This is a genomic window from Caballeronia sp. INML2, from assembly GCF_023631365.1.
In the GTDB taxonomy this organism is placed as follows: domain Bacteria; phylum Pseudomonadota; class Gammaproteobacteria; order Burkholderiales; family Burkholderiaceae; genus Caballeronia; species Caballeronia turbans.
Window position 1 is genome coordinate 51,846 of sequence record NZ_JALQDH010000017.1, and the last position, 16,202, is coordinate 68,047.

Here is a 16,202-nt window from a genome sequence, read left to right on the forward strand (position 1 = left end):
CATCGCGGCCCCTGCATGGGGCCGCGTGCATTTTCAGGCGTTCGCCAGATGCTTCGCGAAGGTCGCCGGATCGGTATTGGTGCCACACAACAGCACACCGACGCGCTTGCCTTGCAGACGTTCGCGCAACGGGCCGAGCAGGGCGGCCGTGGCAGCCGCGCACGCCGGTTCGACCGCGAGCTTGAGCTCGCTGAAAAGCTGCAGCATGCCATGCCGCAACTCGTTGTCCGACACGGTCACGATGTCATCGATATGCCGCCGGCACAACTCATAGCTGTACTGCTCGGTGTGCGGGGCCATCAGCGAGTCGGCGATGCCGTGCATCGCGCCCATCTTGATCGTGTGATTGGCTTCGAAACTGCGCTTCATTGCGTCCGATCCTTCGGGCTCCACGCCGTACACGTGTAACGACGGATTCGCGAGACGCATCGCCGTGGATACGCCCGCGGCCAGGCCGCCCCCGCCGATCGGCAGGATCACCGCGTCGAGATCGGGTGCTTGCGAGGTCCACTCATAGCCGAGCGTCGCCGTGCCGAGCACCGTACGGTAGCCGTTGAACGGATGGATGAAGACACGTCCTTCTTCCGCTTCCACTCGCCGCACGACATCGAATGCTTCGGCGACGTTTTCCGCGAAGACGACCTCCGCGCCGAAGCGCCGGCACAGCGCGACACGCGCCGGACTCGCGCTCTTGATGATGACGACCTTCGCGCCCACGTCCATGCGCTGCGCCGCGTAAGCCACCGCCACCGCGTGATTGCCCGCCGACACGCAGGTGACGCCCGCCGAGCGTTCGCTGTCCGAGAGCGCGAGGATGTTCGAGAACGCGCCGCGCGCCTTGAACGTACCGCTCGCCTGCAGCAGTTCGAACTTGAACGTGATCGGCGTGCCTTCGAGCGTCGGAAAATCGTGACGCTCGAAAGTCGGCGTGCGCGCAACCCAGGGCGTGAGCGCCATGTGCTGCTCGGCGATTTCGTCGAGCGTCGGAATCGGCGTGCCGTCGATCGTGTTGTCGGAATGCTGCGTGGCAGTGGACATGGCTTTTTGTTATGAAAAGGTCAGCGAGCCTGCGCTTCGATAGACATGCTGTGAATGAACTTGCCCAGGAACGCTTCGCACTGGACGAGCTGTTCGAGCGACACATACTCGTTTGCCTTGTGCGCCTGCTCGATATTGCCCGGGCCGCACACGATGCTAGGCACGCCCGCGTTGGCGAACAGGCCCGCTTCGGTGCCGTAGGCAACCTTGTGCTTCTCCTGATTTTGCGTGAGCGCGCGCACGAGCTGCGTGATCGCGGCCTGTTCGGTGGCGTCGAGCCCCGGTGCGGACGCGAGCTTGGTGAATTCGATGGCCGCGTTGCCGTGCTCCTTCAGCATCTTCGGCAGCAGCGTCTCGTGCGCGTACGACTCGATGCGCCTGAAAATCGCGTCCGGATCGATAGTCGGCAGATTGCGGAACTCGAACTCGAAGTTGCATTCGGCGGGCACGGTGTTGATCGCGTTGCCGCCCTTGATCGTACTCGTCTGGCCGGTGGTGAAGGGCACGTCGTAAAGCTCGTCGAACGGACCTTTCGCGCGGAACTCGTCGACGAGATCGCGGATGTGACAGATGAGCCGCGCCGCATATTCGATCGCGTTCAGCCCCTTCGGCGTGAGCGACGAGTGCGCCGCAAACCCGCGCACGCAGCAGTGATACGTGTTGATGCCCTTATGCGCGATGATCGGGCGCATCGATGTCGGCTCGCCGACGATGCAGCCATCCGGCTTCACGCCGCGTTTTTGCAGGTCCGCGATCATCCGCGGCGCGCCGGCGCAGCCGACTTCTTCGTCGTACGACAGCGCGAAGTGGATCGGTTTCGCGAGCTTCGTCGCCTGCATCTTCGGCAGCATCGCGAGCGCCGCGCCGATGAAGCCCTTCATGTCGCACGAGCCACGGCCGTAGAGCAGGCCATCGCGGACTTCGGGCTTGAACGGGTCGCTCTGCCAGTCCTGGCCATCGACCGGCACGACATCGGTGTGACCCGACAGCACGATCCCGCCGTTGGTCTCGCCATCGTGCGCCGGGACCGTGGCGAACAGGTTCGCCCACTGACCGCGCGGATCGTTGGTGACGGTCGCTTCGATGCCCGCGTGGCGCAATGCGTCGCGCACGGTTTCGATCAGGCCGAGATTCGGATTGCGGCTGACGGTATCGATCGAGACTAGGCGTTCGATCCACGCCAGGGAAATCGGCGTTTCGTTTTCGGACTGAACTTTGGGATGCGCCGCATCGGCGGTTTGTGACATTTTTTGACTCCAGCGAGGAGAGTTTGATCATAGCCCAAATTTAGGTGTTGGCCTGCACCTAAGGCTTTTGGGTCTTGGTTTCGAGCACTCATCACCGCGCGGCAACCGGCTGCCTCACCGGGCCGCCCAACGCCCGCAACGTCTCTTTCACCGTCGAAATCCGCACCGCGAGATCGGGGCTGCGCGACTCGATGCGCAGCTTGTCCTGCCCCGCGAGCTTGATGTGCTTGTGCTTCTGAACCATCTCGATGATCTTCATGCCATCGACGGGCGGGTTCGGGACGAACTGCAGCGAGATGGACTGCTCGGCCGCATCGATCTTCGTGATGCCGAGCGGCTTTGCGGCCAGTCGCAGCCGATGCGTCTCGACGAGCGCATGCGCTTGCGGCGGCAGCTTGCCGAAACGGTCGACGAGCTCTTCCAGAATGCCGTCGATGGCATCGCTCGATTCGCAGTTCGCGAGCCGCTTGTACAGCGACAGACGCTCCTGCACGTCGCCGCAGTAGTCGGCGGGCAGGATAGCGGGCGCGTGCAGATTGATTTCGGTCGTCGCGGCAAGCGGCGCGTTCAGATCCGGCTCGCGGCCTTCCTTCAGCGCGCGCACGGCGTCGTTCAGCATGTCGGTGTAAAGCTGGAATCCGATCTCGTGAATCTCGCCGGATTGCTTGTCGCCGAGCACCTCGCCGGTGCCCCGGATTTCGAGGTCGTGCATCGCGAGATAGAAGCCTGAGCCCAGTTCCTCCATCTGCTGGATCGCTTCGAGCCGGCGTTGCGCCTGCTTCGTCAGCGACTGCGTATCGTGGACGAGCAGATACGCATACGCCTGGTGATGCGAGCGCCCGACGCGGCCGCGCAACTGATGCAACTGCGCGAGCCCGAACTTGTCCGCGCGATGCATGAGGATCGTGTTCGCGCTAGGCACGTCGATGCCCGTTTCGATAATCGTCGTGCACAACAGCACGTTCGCGCGCTGGCCGACGAAATCGCGCATGACGCGTTCGAGCTCGCGTTCGTGCATCTGGCCGTGCGCCACCGCGATGCGCGCTTCGGGCACCAGCGCTTCGAGCATCGTGCGGCGATTCTCGATCGTTTCGACTTCGTTGTGCAGGAAGTACACCTGGCCGCCGCGCTTGAGCTCGCGCAGCATCGCTTCGCGAATCACGCCGTCTTCCTCGCGCCGCACGAAGGTCTTGATCGCAAGGCGCTTCTGCGGCGCGGTCGCGATCACGGAGAAATCGCGCAGGCCTTCGAGCGCCATGCCGAGCGTGCGGGGAATCGGCGTCGCGGTGAGTGTGAGCACGTCGACTTCGGCGCGCAGCGCCTTCAACGCTTCCTTCTGCCGCACGCCGAACCGGTGTTCCTCGTCGATGATCACAAGCCCGAGGCGCTTGAACTTCACATCGCCCGACAAGAGCTTGTGCGTGCCGATGACGATATCGACCGAGCCTTCATTGATCTGCTGCACAGCCGTCGACACTTCCTTGCCGCTCTTGAAGCGCGACAGCTCCGCGATGCGCACGGGCCAGTCGGCGAAGCGGTCGGTGAAGGTCTGTGTGTGCTGTTCGGCGAGCAGGGTAGTGGGCGAAAGAATCGCGACCTGCTTGCCCGCCATGACGGCGATGAACGCGGCGCGCAGCGCGACTTCCGTCTTGCCGAAGCCGACGTCGCCGCATACGAGGCGGTCCATCGGTTTGCCGCTCGTCATGTCGCCGATCACCGCCGCGATCGCCGCCGCCTGATCCGGCGTTTCCTCGAAGCCGAAGCTTTCCGCGAACTTGGTGTAATCGCGCGGTTCGAGCTTGAACGCGTAGCCCTCGCGCGCGGCGCGGCGCGCGTAGAGGTTGAGGAGTTCCGCGGCAGTATCGCGGATCTGCTGTGCAGCCTTTCGCTTGGCCTTTTCCCACTGGCCCGAGCCGAGCGTGTGCAGCGGTGCGCTTTCCGGGTCCGCGCCGCTATAGCGCGAGATCACGTGCAACTGCGCAACCGGCACGTACAGCTTCGAGTCGTTCTGATACTCGAGATGCAGGAATTCGGTTTCGCCTTCGCCCAGATCCATCGACACGAGGCCCATGTAGCGGCCGATGCCGTGCTGCGCATGGACGACGGGATCGCCGACCTTCAGCTCGGCCAGATCGCGGACCATCGAATCGACGTTGCTCGCCTGCTCCTGGCGACGTCGTCCCGCGCGGCGTGCGAGCGGCCCGTACAGCTCCGTCTCGGTGATGATCGAGAGCTTCTCGAGCGGCAGCGCGAAACCGTTCGACAGAGGCGCGATGCCGAGCGTGAACTTGCCGTCGCTCGTGAGCCATTCCTGGAACGTGTCGCGCGACTCGCCGCGCAGGCCGTTATCCGCGAGCAATTGCTGCATCGTTTCGCGCCGTCCCGCCGATTCCGCGACGAGCATCACGCGGTTCTCGGTTTGCTCCAGATAATGGCGCAGCGCGAGCAGCGGTTCGTCGGCGTGACGGTCGATGGCGAGCCCCGGCAGCGGCACCGCCCAGCCGCCTTCAGGCGTGCTCGGGAATTTCAGTTGCGCGAACGGTTTTGCGAACGTGAAGAAATCGTCGTCGGTCAGAAAGAGCCGGCGCGGTTCGAGCAAAGGCCGTTCGCGGTCGTGCCGGAGAAAGTCGTAGCGCTGCTTCGTGTCGTTCGTGAAGCGTTTGATCGCCGCGTCCATGTCGCCGACGAACGCGAGCTGCGACCCTTCCGGCAGATAGTGGAAGAGCGTCGCGGTTTCGTCGAAAAATAGTGGCAGATAGTATTCGATGCCCGCCGACGGCACGCCGTTGCCGATGTCCTTGTAGATCTGCGAGCGGCTCGGATCGCCCTCGAAGACTTCACGCCAGCGGCTGCGAAACGCCGTGCGCGCGGCTTCGTCGAACGGAAATTCGCGGCCCGGCAGCAGGCGCACGTCGCGCACGGGGTAGAGGCTGCGCTGCGTGTCGGGATCGAACGCGCGGATGGAGTCGACCTGATCGTCGAACAAGTCGATGCGATAGGGCAGCGCCGAGCCCATCGGATACAGATCGATGAGCGAGCCGCGCACGCAGTATTCGCCCGGCCGCACGACCTGGCTCACGTGCTCGTAGCCGGCGAGCGTCAATTGCGCCTTGAGCTTCGCCTCGTTCAGGCGCTCGCCCTGTGTGAACGAAAACGTGTAGGCCGCGAGAAACGACGCGGGCGGCATGCGATAGAGCGCCGTCGTCGCGGGCACGATGAGGATGTCGCAGCGGCCTTCGCCCAGATCGTGCAGCGTCGCGAGACGCTCGGACACGAGATCCTGGTGCGGCGAGAAGGTGTCGTACGGCAGCGTTTCCCAGTCGGGCAGCAGCCGCACGCGCGCGTCCGGCGCGAAGAAGGGAATTTCAGCGGCGAGACGCTGCGCATCGACGGCGCCCGCGGTCACGACCGTCAAAAGCGGCACCTTCTCGCGATACGCGGCGTGATAGCGAGCGATGGCGAGCGCATCGGCGGAGCCGGAGGCGCCGTCGAAGACGAAGCGCTGGCCCGGCTTTACGAGCGCGATGGGAGAACTGGACTGCGCGTTGACGGCTTTGGAAGGCATAGAGTGTGCGTGGAGCCGTCCGGCGAACGCGGGTTCGGGAGTCGAACCGACGTGTGCGGGACGTGGTCGCGAAGGACCTATTATAAAATCCGGGCTTCAACTTTGACTTGCCCACATTATTCGCCCGTGACTTCGCGCCTGTTCTCACTGATTCCCTGCGCCGGAACCGGCAGCCGATCCGGCGCGCCGATGCCGAAGCAATACCAGACTGTCGCGGGCCGCCCGATGCTCGCGTATTCGCTCGCAGCGTTCGACGCGTGCTCCGAATTCTCGCAGACACTCGTCGTGCTCGCACCGGACGACAACCATTTCGACGCCCGCCGCTTCGCCGGACTGCGTTTCGCGGTGGAGCGCTGCGGCGGCGCCTCGCGGCAGGCGTCGGTGTACAACGGGCTCATCGCGCTCGCGAAATTCGGCGCGCGCGAGGACGACTGGGTTCTCGTGCACGACGCTGCGCGCCCCGGCATCACGCCGGAGCTGATTCGCAAACTTGTCGCGGAACTGCGCGATGATACGGTCGGCGGTATTCTCGCCCTGCCGCTCGCGGATACGTTGAAGCGCGTCGCACCGAACATGCCCGATGTGCCGTCCGCTGCCGGCGAAAGCGAAGCGCGCATCGCGCGCACGGAATCGCGCGACGGACTGTGGCAGGCGCAGACGCCGCAGATGTTCCGGCTCGGCATGTTGCGCGAAGCGATCGAACGTGCGCGCCACGACGGGCACGACCTGACGGACGAAGCGAGTGCCGTCGAATGGCTCGGGCATTCGCCGAAGCTGGTTCAGGGCAGCCTGCGCAACTTCAAGGTGACTTATCCGGAAGATTTCGCGCTCGCGGGCGCGTTCCTTTCCGCGAACGCCTGACTCACACTCAACCAAGGTTTGAATCGATGGATTTCAGAATCGGACAAGGGTACGACGTCCACCAGCTCGTCGAGGGCCGCCCGCTCATCATCGGCGGCGTGACGATTCCCTATGAGCGCGGCCTGCTCGGCCATTCCGACGCCGACGTGCTTCTGCACGCGATCACCGATGCGCTGTTCGGTGCGGCTTCGCTCGGCGATATCGGCCGGCATTTTCCGGATACGGCAACCGAATTCGCCGGCGCGGACAGCCGCGTGCTGCTGCGCGAGGCGTTCAAGCGCGTGTCGGAAGCCGGATTCGCCATCGCGAACGTGGACAGCACGGTCATCGCGCAGGCGCCGAAGCTATCACCGCATATCGATGCGATGCGCGCGAACATCGCCGCGGACCTCGATCTCTCGATCGACCGCGTGAACGTCAAGGCCAAAACGAACGAGAAGCTGGGCTATCTCGGCCGCAAGGAGGGCATCGAGGCGCAAGCGGCGGTGCTGCTGCGCCGGACGTCGATCGACGGATAAAACGACGCCGCGCTGTCGAGCCGTGGCGTCTTCGAAGATTCAACTCTTTTCCGCTTCGATCGTCAGCGCCACGGCGTTGATCACCGCCGCGATGCGGCCGACATCGCGCAGTTGCGTCGTCGACATGCCCTCTGCCACGAGATTCTCGTAGTGCGACTTCACGCAGAAGTGGCACTTGCCGATGATCGATGCCGCCAGCGCGTACATCTCGAAGCGCCGCTTGTCGACGCCGCCGTGCGATGCATAGGCATTCATGCGCAGGCCGGCGGGCTGCGTCCTGAGATCCGCGTTGTCGGCCATTTCCAGATACGGATACCAGACGTTGTTCATGCCCATCAGCGCGGCGGCGGTCAGCGCGGCGTTGGTCTCCTCCGGCGACAGTACGCCCGCGTTGCGGATGATGCTGGTGAGCTTCGTCGCCTTCGCGGCATAGGCGGCGGCAAGCGCGACGCCGACCGCATCATTGCCTTCGAGCGACGAGCGGGCAATCGTACCGTCCACGTTCAGGCGAATATCCTTCGCGTAGTCGGGCACGAGTTCCTTGATCGCAGACAGGAATTCCATTGTTTTCTCCAGTTCGATGGCGTTAAAAAAGCCCGCCGCGGCCGAGGACACTCGGCCGAGAGCGGGCTTTGCGGCATGAGAAACGCTTACAGCGTCGAGCCGCCGACCGCGCGGTTGCACGGGCACAGTTCGTCCGTTTGCAAGCCGTCGAGAATACGCAGGACTTCTTCCGGGCTGCGGCCCACGTTCAGGTTGTTGACGGACACATGCTGGATGACGTTGTCCGGATCGACGATGAAGGTCGCGCGCAGCGCAACGCCGGCTTCCTTGTCGCGCACGCCCAGCTGGTCGATCAGTTCGCCTTTCACGTCGCCGAAAGCGTAGTGGTTCAGCCTGTTCAAATCCTTGTGCTCGCGGCGCCATGCCAGCTTGACGAACTCGTTATCGACGCTGCCGCCGAGCAGCACCGCGTCGCGGTCCTCGAAGTCCTTCGCCAGCTTCGCGAACTCGACGATTTCCGTTGGGCACACGAACGTAAAGTCCTTCGGATAGAAGTAGATGATCTTCCACTTGCCAGGGAATGACTGTTCGGTGATTTCCTCGAAAGCGGACTGGCCGTTTTCTTCGTGATGATTGAAACCCGGCTTCGCAGCGGTGACGGTGAATGCTTCGACTTTATCGCCAACGGTCTTCATGCAGTAACTCCTGTGAAATCGTTGAAAGGACAAGCTCAGCCAAACTACTGGATCGCCATAACGCTCGCGTGACACTTTCATGCCAGACCTCGAGCGTTAACCCGGTTCATCTTAACTTTATTTAAAAAATCAACTCAATAGTTTTTAACTAACGAGTCGGATAGATTCTGACGAAACCGTCGACGGGAGCCAAGTCTAACCGTCGAAGCGCGCGCCGCCTTTCATCGGCGGGAAATCGATGGTCACTTCGAAGCCGGGAAGCGGGGTGCGGTTGCGCAGCCGCAAAGTGCCGCGTTGACGCGTGACCAGGCGCTGAACGATGGCCATGCCGAGACCCGTGCCGTTCGCCTGCGTGCGCGCAGTATCGACGCGATAGAACGGGCGTGTGATGAGCGCGACCTGATCGTCGGGAATGCCGCGGCCTTCGTCCATCACGGAAAGTTCCACCTTGCCATGCGCGACCCGCGTCTGCAGCGTGATGCGTGCTATGTCGTCCTGCTCGCTACGTCCGTACTTGCGCGCGTTCTCGAGCAAATTGCCGACGACGCGGCGGGCATCTGTCGGATCGCCTTCGATCACGGCGCCCTGCGCGAGATCGGTGCGCATCACGACGCCGTCGTCGGCCTGAAAGCGCGCGGCAAGCTCGCTTGCGATCATCGAAAGATCCACCGCTTCGGGCATGCGCTGCATCGGCCGCGCGTAGTCCAGGAAGCGGCCGATGATCATGTCCATCTGCTCGATGTCGTCGATCATCGCGAGCTTGGTCGCTTCGTCCGACGGGCTCATTTCCGTCTCGAGACGCAGGCGTGCAAGCGGCGTGCGCAAGTCGTGCGAAATGCCCGCGAGCATCAGGGCGCGATCCGCTTCGAGCTGCTCGAGATCCTGCACCATCTGGTTGAAGCTTCGATTCGTTTCAGCTGCGACGCCCATGCCGCGCTCGGGCAAGGGCTCCGGCGACTGCCCCGAGCCGACCTTGCGCGCTGCGAGCGCGAGGCGCGCGAATGGCCGGTTCACGAGACTCGTGATGAACGCCGCGCCGAACAGCGACAGCGCGAGTGCGAACACGCCCCAGCCGGCCCATTGCAGGCCGGTGACGGTGTCGAGCTGATCGCGGTCGAGCGCGACCCAGTAATCGTCGTCGTCGATCTTGAAGCTGATCCAGACGCCCGGAATGTCGTTCACCGATTGCGCGATGATCGTCTCGTTGCCGAGCCGGCCGCGCACGTCGCGCTCAATCAGCCGGTTGAGCGATTCGTCGGGTTGCAGCTTGTATTTATCGGTGGTCTCGCGCGGATACACACGCACGCCCTCGTTGCTCTCCAGATCCTGAAGCAGCGCGCGACGCAGATCGGGGTCGGAGTAGAGCAGGGCGGTGCGCGTGAGCTTGACCACGGCGACGAGCTGGAGCGCCACGCGCTGTGCGCGCGGTTCGCGCTCGATCACGCGAAAGCTCTGAAACCACGCCGTGAGACTGACGGCGATGAGCAGCGCGATCAGCGCGAAGGTTCGCCAGAACAGGCCGCCGAACGCGAGCGCCAGTAGCCGCCTGTCGATGCGCATGGGTCTGTCGGGTTCAGCTCGGTAGAGGGGAGAAAGCGTGGCGAAACTCGCTCAGTGTCGATCAGGCTGCGCCGTCGGGAATGAAGACGTAGCCCAGGCCCCATACAGTCTGAATGAAACGCGGGCTGCTGGGGTCGGGCTCGATCAGCTTGCGCAGACGCGAGATCTGCACGTCGAGACTCCGGTCGAACACTTCATATTCACGTCCGCGCGCAAGCTCCATCAGCTTTTCGCGCGAGAGCGGCTGACGCGGATGACGCGCAAACACCTTCAGCACCGAAAACTCGCCGGTGGTCAGCGGAATTTCCTGGCCATTTTTCGTGAGCGTGCGCGTCGCGAGATTCAGGGCGAATTCGCCGAACTCGAACACTTCAGTGGTTTCCGACGGCGCGCCCGGCAATTCGGACGGCGTCTGGCGACGCAGCACCGCATGAATGCGCGCGACGAGCTCGCGCGGATTGAATGGCTTCGGCAGATAGTCGTCCGCACCCATTTCGAGTCCGACGATGCGATCGACATCTTCACCCTTCGCGGTGAGCATGATGATCGGCGTGCGATCGTTGCTGCCGCGCAGACGCCGGCAGATGGAAAGGCCGTCTTCGCCGGGCAGCATCAGATCGAGCACGAGCAGATCGAAACGCTCGCGCACCCAGAGCTTGTTCATCGACGGTGCGTTTTCTGCGACGTACACGTTGAAGCCCTGTTCACCGAGGTAGCGCCGCAGCAGATCGCGCAGGCGCGGATCGTCGTCGACGACGAGAATTTTTGAAGGGTTCTTGGTTTCCATGGCGGCATCTTAGCGCGTTTGATCAAACGCCGAGTTTGTAACAAAAGCAAGTGTAACAGTTGGTTACAAAATTTACGGAGCCTGTGGCACGGCCTAAGGGTTTGGTGCGTACACTGCTTTACCTAAGCCCGCCATTCGGTAGATACTCCATTAGACCAGCGCGTCATGCGGCCCGACCAAGCCATGGCGCGACGCGCGCGAAAAGAATGAGGCTGTCCGGTTGTCGAGCAACGAAGGGAACAACATGAAGGGAGCGCGGCAGCGCGGACCCGTGCGCACCGAGCGCATCTTCAGAAAGACACTTCTTGCCAGTGCGCTCTACGCAGTACTGAGCACACCTCACGTCTATGCACAGTCGGCGGGCTTCGATCGCGGCATCACCGGTTCACCGAATCGTTTCGATGGCCGCATGATTCGCGCCCAGCAACGCGTGAGTAAAAGCTCGGCTCCTTCGAGCCACGATCCGAAAACGCCGGCCATGCAGCCTATCCAGCAGGTCGATCAGACACCGCCCGCGCGCCCGCCGCGTCACACGGTAATGACCGCTGACGAGCGGCGTCTCCTAAGGCAGCACATCGAAGAAGCGGTGCGCGATCTCTACAAGCGGTAAGCGGCGCGACCCGCGATGAACCGACGTCAATTCCTCTCGATTGCCGGCGCCTTCGCGGGTTGTGCGGGCAGCGCAGGGGAAGCGTTCGCTATCGCACATTCCGGTTCTTCCTCTTTCATTCGCTCGCTCGTGCTCGTCGATCTCGACGGCGGCAACGACGGGCTGAACACCGTCATTCCTTTTGCCGATCCTCTGTATCGCGCAGTGAGGCCCAATCTCGCGATATCCAGAGATCAGGCATTGCCGCTCGATATCCGCACGGCCTTGCATCCGTCGCTGTCGCCGTTGATGAGCGCGTGGCGCGCGAACGATCTGGCGATCGTGCAGGGGGTTGGCTATGACGCGCCCAACCGGTCGCATTACCGCTCGCGCCAGATCTGGGATACCGCGTCGCACGCGGATGAATATCGTGCCGATGGCTGGCTCGATCGCGTGAGCGTCATCACCGAGGTTGCGACGTTCAACGCCGCATGCGACGCCGTCGCGCGCGCCTCGTCTCACGAAGTCAACGTCGTCCGCCTCGCGCTGCACGGCTTCGATACGCACGAGAATCAGGCGCGTCGGCATGCGGCGTGTCTTGCCCGGCTGGCTGAAGGACTCGCATCGCTGCGCGCGTCGTTGATCGCGTCCGGCGCGTGGGCCCGCACGCTCGTGATGACGCGTTCGGAATTCGGACGCGCCGCGCGCGAGAATGCCGCGGGCGGCACGGACCACGGCGCGGCTGCGGCGCATTTCCTAATGGGTGGAGGCGTGCGCGGCGGCCTGTTCGGCATGCCGCCACGACTCGATCGACTCGACGCGGACGGCGGCTTGCCCGTCGGCATCGACTTCAGAAGACTGTATGCGATGGTCCTCGACGCATGTTGGCAAAGCGGTTCCGCATCGATCCTTGGAGCCCGCTTCGAGCCGCTACCGATTCTTCGCGTCTAACGCGTGCGCCATGTGATCCACAACTTGCGGATCGGCGTGAGCGCGATGCGTTGATGCAGCACCTGAAAGTTTTCGCGTTCGATCTCGTCGAAAAGCGCGAGCGACAACGCGGCCTGCGCGCGCAACACGCGCTGCGTCGCGCGTTCCGAAGCGGGAATGGCGTCCAATGCATCGTTGAGCGCTTGCCGGGCGCGGCCGGTCTGAAAGCGCATGAGATCCGTGAAGGCATCGCCGTACTTGCGATTGATGACGTCGGCGGCCGTCACGCTGAAGCGCTGCAACTCGTCGATCGGGATATAGATGCGGCCGTTGCGCGCATCGCCGCCGACCTCCTGAACGCGCTCGGCGAGCAGCAGCGCCGAACCGAGCGGGGCGGACCACGCGTCGGCCTGGTCCGGATCGCGCGCGCTCGCACGTGCAAGCGCCGTCGCGAACGCGCCGCCCGTCTGATCGAGATAACGCTTGAAACCGGGCCAGTCTAGATAGCGCGCCTGATCCAGGTCCATGCCGAAACCGTCGACGACCGCGGCGAGCGACGCGCGCCCGGCATCGTCCAGAACCGGATGCGCGGCATCGCCCGCATGCGCCTGCAACGCTTTGGTGACCGGGTGCGTCGGCTCGCCGCCATCGAGCCGGCCGAGCTCGCTCTGCCACCAGGCGTGCTTCGTACGGCCGATGGTCGGATCGCTGGTTTCCTTCACGGTCTCTTCGAGTTCGCGATAGAGCGCGTAGAGCGCGGTCAGAAGCGGCTGACTCGCGGCCGGCGCGCGGCGCAGCGCGTAGTACGTGCCCGACCCTTCAGGGGCGGCCTTTTGCTGGCAATAGTCGTCGAAATTCACGAACGGGGCTTGTGGGAGTTCGAAAGGAAGGCGTCGTGGGGTGTCGTCTTGCGGTTCGTCACGCGGCGGACCGACGCACGAACGCTCATTTTATCCGGCAAGGCGCGGGTTCGCTGCCGCCCGGTGTTCGCCGCAAGATTGTGCGCCGAGCCAATGACGCTGCGCTTCGCGTGCGCAAGACTGCGGCAATCGACTCCATCTGCGCGCGCAGCCAAGAGGCATCCATGGCCGCATGAGAAGCGTGGCGACGGATTCCGGCTTCGACTTTCGCGTGTGTGCGAGGCAGATGCACGTCTCGCCGACGACAGCCCTGCATATCACCGCCAACCGCCGTGCCGACGCAAGCTCACGTGTCCGCTCAACGTCTTCGTGATCTGGCAGCCGACGTGCGTGCGGCGGTTCTTGTCGCACGTCGATCGGCCGATCGCCGCTGTCCGCGCGAGCGAGCAGATACCGGATGAGATAAGGCGGGTGATGCACAGGGCGGGCATCGACTTCGCGGGCCGCTCGCAGGCGAAAGGCGAGGTGATGGCGATCGGGCTGGGCGACAGCGGCATCTGATTGACGAAAGCCCGGCTCCAAAACGAAAAACCCCTTTGCCGATGAAAGGGGTTTCGTTGTGGTGCGAGGAGGGGGACTCGAACCCCCACACCCTTGCGGGCGTCAGGACCTAAACCTGGTGCGTCTACCAATTTCGCCATCCTCGCAGCACGGCAGGCGCTCTGGGCTTGTTCGGTGATGACCCGCGCCCGGCGATGCCGCCGTGTCAGGCACCGGTCCACTGTGCCAAGCCCGAGATTCTAACCGATTCATCTGGCGATGTCTGCGAAATTGCGTCAACGCTTTTTTGCGCTGCGGAGCGGCTTGCGGATCGGCTTGTAAGCGCGCGCAAGCGCCGATCCCGGACATACACGCCGGAAGATTGCCGCTTCTCGAGCGGCTGCCTACAATCTCGTTCATTCGTCCGTCTCCACACCCGACCTTCCTCTCATGACTCGCAACGCGCGCAATCGCTTCGTCGCATGGCTCGGCATTGCCGCCATGTGGCTCGCGATCGTCGCGCCGGTCATCAGCCAGACGCTCGACGCACGCAACGCCGCGAGCGACCCGCAAGCGATCCTGTGCGCAGTCGATTCATCCGCAACGGATGCGCACGAAGGGCATCACGCGGCCGGGCAAGACCATACGGCGCAGACGGGCCATCACGACGCACCGAATCACTTCGACGCCTGCTCTTACTGCGGACTGCTTGCGCACAACCTGCCCATCGGCACGGGCGTCGCGCATGGCGTCGCATTGATCGAACGCGTCACGCGCGCTCCGGCGTTTGCGAGCGCCGATCCCGTCGCTTCGAAATCCTTCAACGCCGCGAGCCCGCGCGCGCCTCCCGCAATCTCCTGAAGCTATCCTTCGTCGATCGTCTGGCGTTCGCCGCGCGCACGAGCGCAGCCGACGCGCATTCGTGCGCATGCCTGCCGATACCGCTGCAGGCGCATGGCGCCCGCGCAACGCGCACGCGCTCCACCAGGGCGCTCGATCACATTCGAAGTTCGCATTGGCATCCGATGCTCTTCAACTGAACCGCACACATTCAACCAAAATCGCCATGCTTGCATCCAACCTGAACGCTCCGGCAGCAGCGTCGAACGCGGAGGTCATCGCGCATCGTCGCACGCTCTGGCGCTGGCATTTCTATGCAGGACTCTTCGTGATGCCGCTGCTCATCGTGCTCGCGATCACCGGAACGATCTACTGCTTTCAGCCGCAGATCGAGCCGCTTCTGTATCGCGACCGGATGATCGTCGCGGATACGCACGGCCCCCAGCTTTCCCGCGACGTCCTGCTCGCGAAGGCCGCCGCGCGCGAGCCGCGCGGCGCCGTGCCGACGCTTGCGCAGATCGACGCCGATCGCACGCGCAGCGCCGAGTTCGTCTTTCGCCTTCCATCGGGCGAGAGCGAAAGCGTGTATGTGAACCCCTATGACGGCACGGTCCTCGGCACACTCTCCGTCGAGCATCGATTGATGAAGCAGGTGCGCACTCTGCATCGCGGACTGATGCTCGGAAAGACCGGCGAACTCGTCATGGAGCTGGCGGGCTGCTGGACGCTCGTGATGATCGGCACGGGCATCGCGCTGTGGTGGCCCAGCCGATCGAATGCGCGGCAGGGCGGCGTGTGGCTGCCGCGTCTGTCGCTGCAAGGACGCGCGTGGTGGCGCGATCTACACGCGGTGGGCGGCATCTGGCTCGCCATCGGCGCGCTGTTCTTCGTGCTTTCCGGGCTGCCGTGGTCGGGATCGTGGGGCAAGGAGTTCAAGGCGCTCGCGACCTCCGCGTCGCTCGGCTATCCGAAGGGCGCGTGGGGCGAAGCGCATGTGCATTCGGCCGCGCCGGGCGCCGCATCGAAGAACACGGACGAAGACGCGCTGCACGGCATGCACATGAAGATGGACGATCTGCCGCTGCATCAGACACCGTGGGCCGTCGGTGCGACGACCGTGCCGGATAGCGGCGACCCGCGGTCGCCGGCCGCGCGGGTGTCGGTCGACGACGTGATCGCGCTCGCCGCGAAAAACGGTATTGCCGACGACTACGGCATCGCGCTGCCCGACAAGCCGACGGGCGTCTACACGGTATCGTATTTCCCCGCCGATCCGCGCGCCGAACGCACGCTTCACATCGATCAATACAGCGGCCGCGTGCTGTCCGACATCGATTACGCGAGCTACGGACGAGTCGCGCAATGGATCTCGTACGGGACGTCGCTGCATATGGGACGTTACTTCGGGCTCGCGAACCAGGTCGTCTGCTCCACGATCTCGCTCGGGCTGGCGGCGCTCGCCGTGACGGGCTTCGTCATGTGGTGGAAGCGTCGGCCCGCGCGTGAGCTCGGCGCACCGGCACGGCCGGTCAAGCGGCCGCCGATGCGCACGTGGCGCGGCGGCCTGACCTTGCTGGGCGTGATTTTCCCGCTGATGGGCGCGACGATGCTCGCCGTCTGGTGCATCGACCGCCTCGCTTTCGGCAGGAGCCGCGCGGCCTTCTAGCG

General features: G+C 64.0%; 15 protein-coding genes and 1 tRNA gene. 7 read left to right on the top strand and 9 right to left on the bottom strand.

Going from position 1 to position 16,202, the window contains the following annotated elements:
- Positions 1–33: 33 nt before the first annotated feature.
- The 3 genes from NCT32_RS06720 to mfd all read right to left on the bottom strand — a co-directional run bounded on the left by NCT32_RS06720 (position 34) and on the right by mfd (position 5,850).
- The gene (locus tag NCT32_RS06720) at positions 34–1,038 is read right to left on the bottom strand and encodes a threonine/serine dehydratase (RefSeq protein ID WP_061117388.1); all 1,005 of its coding nucleotides are present in this window, start codon (positions 1,036–1,038) and stop codon (positions 34–36) included.
- 20 nt (positions 1,039–1,058) lie between these two features.
- The gene (argE, locus tag NCT32_RS06725) at positions 1,059–2,285 is read right to left on the bottom strand and encodes an acetylornithine deacetylase (protein ID WP_061117387.1); all 1,227 of its coding nucleotides are present in this window, start codon (positions 2,283–2,285) and stop codon (positions 1,059–1,061) included.
- Between the two features lie 91 nt (positions 2,286–2,376).
- Positions 2,377–5,850 carry a transcription-repair coupling factor gene (gene mfd / locus NCT32_RS06730; protein ID WP_061117386.1) on the bottom strand — a complete coding sequence of 1,158 codons (3,474 nt, stop codon included), beginning with the start codon at positions 5,848–5,850 and terminating at the stop codon, positions 2,377–2,379.
- 126 nt (positions 5,851–5,976) lie between these two features.
- On the opposite strand from mfd, the gene ispD reads away from it, so the two are divergent.
- Together ispD and ispF are read left to right on the top strand one after the other, a co-directional pair.
- On the top strand, positions 5,977–6,711 hold the full coding sequence (gene ispD, locus NCT32_RS06735) for a 2-C-methyl-D-erythritol 4-phosphate cytidylyltransferase (RefSeq protein ID WP_061117385.1): 735 nt from the start codon (positions 5,977–5,979) through the stop codon (positions 6,709–6,711).
- Between the two features lie 26 nt (positions 6,712–6,737).
- Complete coding sequence (gene ispF, locus NCT32_RS06740; protein WP_061117384.1) at positions 6,738–7,229, top strand: 2-C-methyl-D-erythritol 2,4-cyclodiphosphate synthase; 492 nt, start codon at positions 6,738–6,740, stop codon at positions 7,227–7,229.
- 39 nt (positions 7,230–7,268) lie between these two features.
- Here ispF and NCT32_RS06745 read toward each other — a convergent pair whose 3' ends face one another.
- From NCT32_RS06745 to ompR, 4 genes are all read right to left on the bottom strand, one after another.
- Positions 7,269–7,793 carry a carboxymuconolactone decarboxylase family protein gene (locus NCT32_RS06745; protein WP_061117383.1) on the bottom strand — a complete coding sequence of 175 codons (525 nt, stop codon included), beginning with the start codon at positions 7,791–7,793 and terminating at the stop codon, positions 7,269–7,271.
- 86 nt (positions 7,794–7,879) lie between these two features.
- Positions 7,880–8,428, bottom strand: coding sequence for a peroxiredoxin (locus NCT32_RS06750; protein ID WP_061117382.1), 549 nt, complete (start codon positions 8,426–8,428; stop codon positions 7,880–7,882).
- A gap of 195 nt (positions 8,429–8,623) precedes the next feature.
- On the bottom strand, positions 8,624–9,988 hold the full coding sequence (locus tag NCT32_RS06755; protein ID WP_061117381.1) for an ATP-binding protein: 1,365 nt from the start codon (positions 9,986–9,988) through the stop codon (positions 8,624–8,626).
- Positions 9,989–10,049: 61 nt separating this feature from the next.
- Positions 10,050–10,775 (bottom strand): two-component system response regulator OmpR, encoded by a 726-nt coding sequence (gene ompR / locus NCT32_RS06760; protein WP_008349770.1) that lies wholly within the window; start codon positions 10,773–10,775, stop codon positions 10,050–10,052.
- Between the two features lie 244 nt (positions 10,776–11,019).
- On the opposite strand from ompR, the gene NCT32_RS06765 reads away from it, so the two are divergent.
- Positions 11,020–11,385, top strand: coding sequence for a hypothetical protein (locus NCT32_RS06765; RefSeq protein WP_061117380.1), 366 nt, complete (start codon positions 11,020–11,022; stop codon positions 11,383–11,385).
- 15 nt (positions 11,386–11,400) lie between these two features.
- Positions 11,401–12,315, top strand: a complete 915-nt coding sequence (locus tag NCT32_RS06770) for a DUF1501 domain-containing protein (protein ID WP_061117379.1) — start codon at positions 11,401–11,403, stop codon at positions 12,313–12,315.
- Here the strand turns inward: NCT32_RS06770 and NCT32_RS06775 are convergent.
- A complete protein-coding gene (locus NCT32_RS06775; protein WP_061117378.1) occupies positions 12,312–13,154 on the bottom strand; it encodes a squalene/phytoene synthase family protein in 843 nt (280 codons plus the stop codon). The genes NCT32_RS06770 and NCT32_RS06775 overlap by 4 nt on opposite strands.
- A 369-nt stretch (positions 13,155–13,523) precedes the next feature.
- Between NCT32_RS06775 and NCT32_RS06780 the strand changes: the two genes are divergently transcribed.
- Entirely contained in the window at positions 13,524–13,715 is a 192-nt protein-coding gene (locus NCT32_RS06780) for a hypothetical protein (protein ID WP_250490009.1), read from the top strand.
- A 59-nt stretch (positions 13,716–13,774) separates the two neighbouring features.
- Here the strand turns inward: NCT32_RS06780 and NCT32_RS06785 are convergent.
- Positions 13,775–13,861 (bottom strand) — tRNA-Leu (locus NCT32_RS06785).
- 283 nt (positions 13,862–14,144) lie between these two features.
- On the opposite strand from NCT32_RS06785, the gene NCT32_RS06790 reads away from it, so the two are divergent.
- A complete protein-coding gene (locus NCT32_RS06790) occupies positions 14,145–14,555 on the top strand; it encodes a DUF2946 domain-containing protein (protein ID WP_061117377.1) in 411 nt (136 codons plus the stop codon).
- 205 nt (positions 14,556–14,760) lie between these two features.
- A complete protein-coding gene (locus NCT32_RS06795) occupies positions 14,761–16,200 on the top strand; it encodes a PepSY domain-containing protein (RefSeq protein ID WP_250490010.1) in 1,440 nt (479 codons plus the stop codon).
- The last annotated feature ends 2 nt before the right edge of the window (positions 16,201–16,202 follow it).

Bases quoted from the DNA above. Each gene is read 5' to 3' on its own strand.
- NCT32_RS06770 (WP_061117379.1), top strand. From the start codon at position 11,401: ATGAACCGACGTCAATTCCTCTCGATTGCCGGCGCCTTCGCGGGTTGT.
- ispF (WP_061117384.1), top strand. From the start codon at position 6,738: ATGGATTTCAGAATCGGACAAGGGTACGACGTCCACCAGCTCGTCGAG.
- NCT32_RS06765 (WP_061117380.1), top strand. From the start codon at position 11,020: ATGAAGGGAGCGCGGCAGCGCGGACCCGTGCGCACCGAGCGCATCTTC.
- argE (WP_061117387.1), bottom strand. From the start codon at position 2,285: ATGTCACAAACCGCCGATGCGGCGCATCCCAAAGTTCAGTCCGAAAAC.
- NCT32_RS06745 (WP_061117383.1), bottom strand. From the start codon at position 7,793: ATGGAATTCCTGTCTGCGATCAAGGAACTCGTGCCCGACTACGCGAAG.
- NCT32_RS06790 (WP_061117377.1), top strand. From the start codon at position 14,145: ATGACTCGCAACGCGCGCAATCGCTTCGTCGCATGGCTCGGCATTGCC.
- mfd (WP_061117386.1), bottom strand. From the start codon at position 5,850: ATGCCTTCCAAAGCCGTCAACGCGCAGTCCAGTTCTCCCATCGCGCTC.
- NCT32_RS06755 (WP_061117381.1), bottom strand. From the start codon at position 9,988: ATGCGCATCGACAGGCGGCTACTGGCGCTCGCGTTCGGCGGCCTGTTC.
- NCT32_RS06750 (WP_061117382.1), bottom strand. From the start codon at position 8,428: ATGAAGACCGTTGGCGATAAAGTCGAAGCATTCACCGTCACCGCTGCG.
- NCT32_RS06720 (WP_061117388.1), bottom strand. From the start codon at position 1,038: ATGTCCACTGCCACGCAGCATTCCGACAACACGATCGACGGCACGCCG.
- ompR (WP_008349770.1), bottom strand. From the start codon at position 10,775: ATGGAAACCAAGAACCCTTCAAAAATTCTCGTCGTCGACGACGATCCG.
- NCT32_RS06795 (WP_250490010.1), top strand. From the start codon at position 14,761: ATGCTTGCATCCAACCTGAACGCTCCGGCAGCAGCGTCGAACGCGGAG.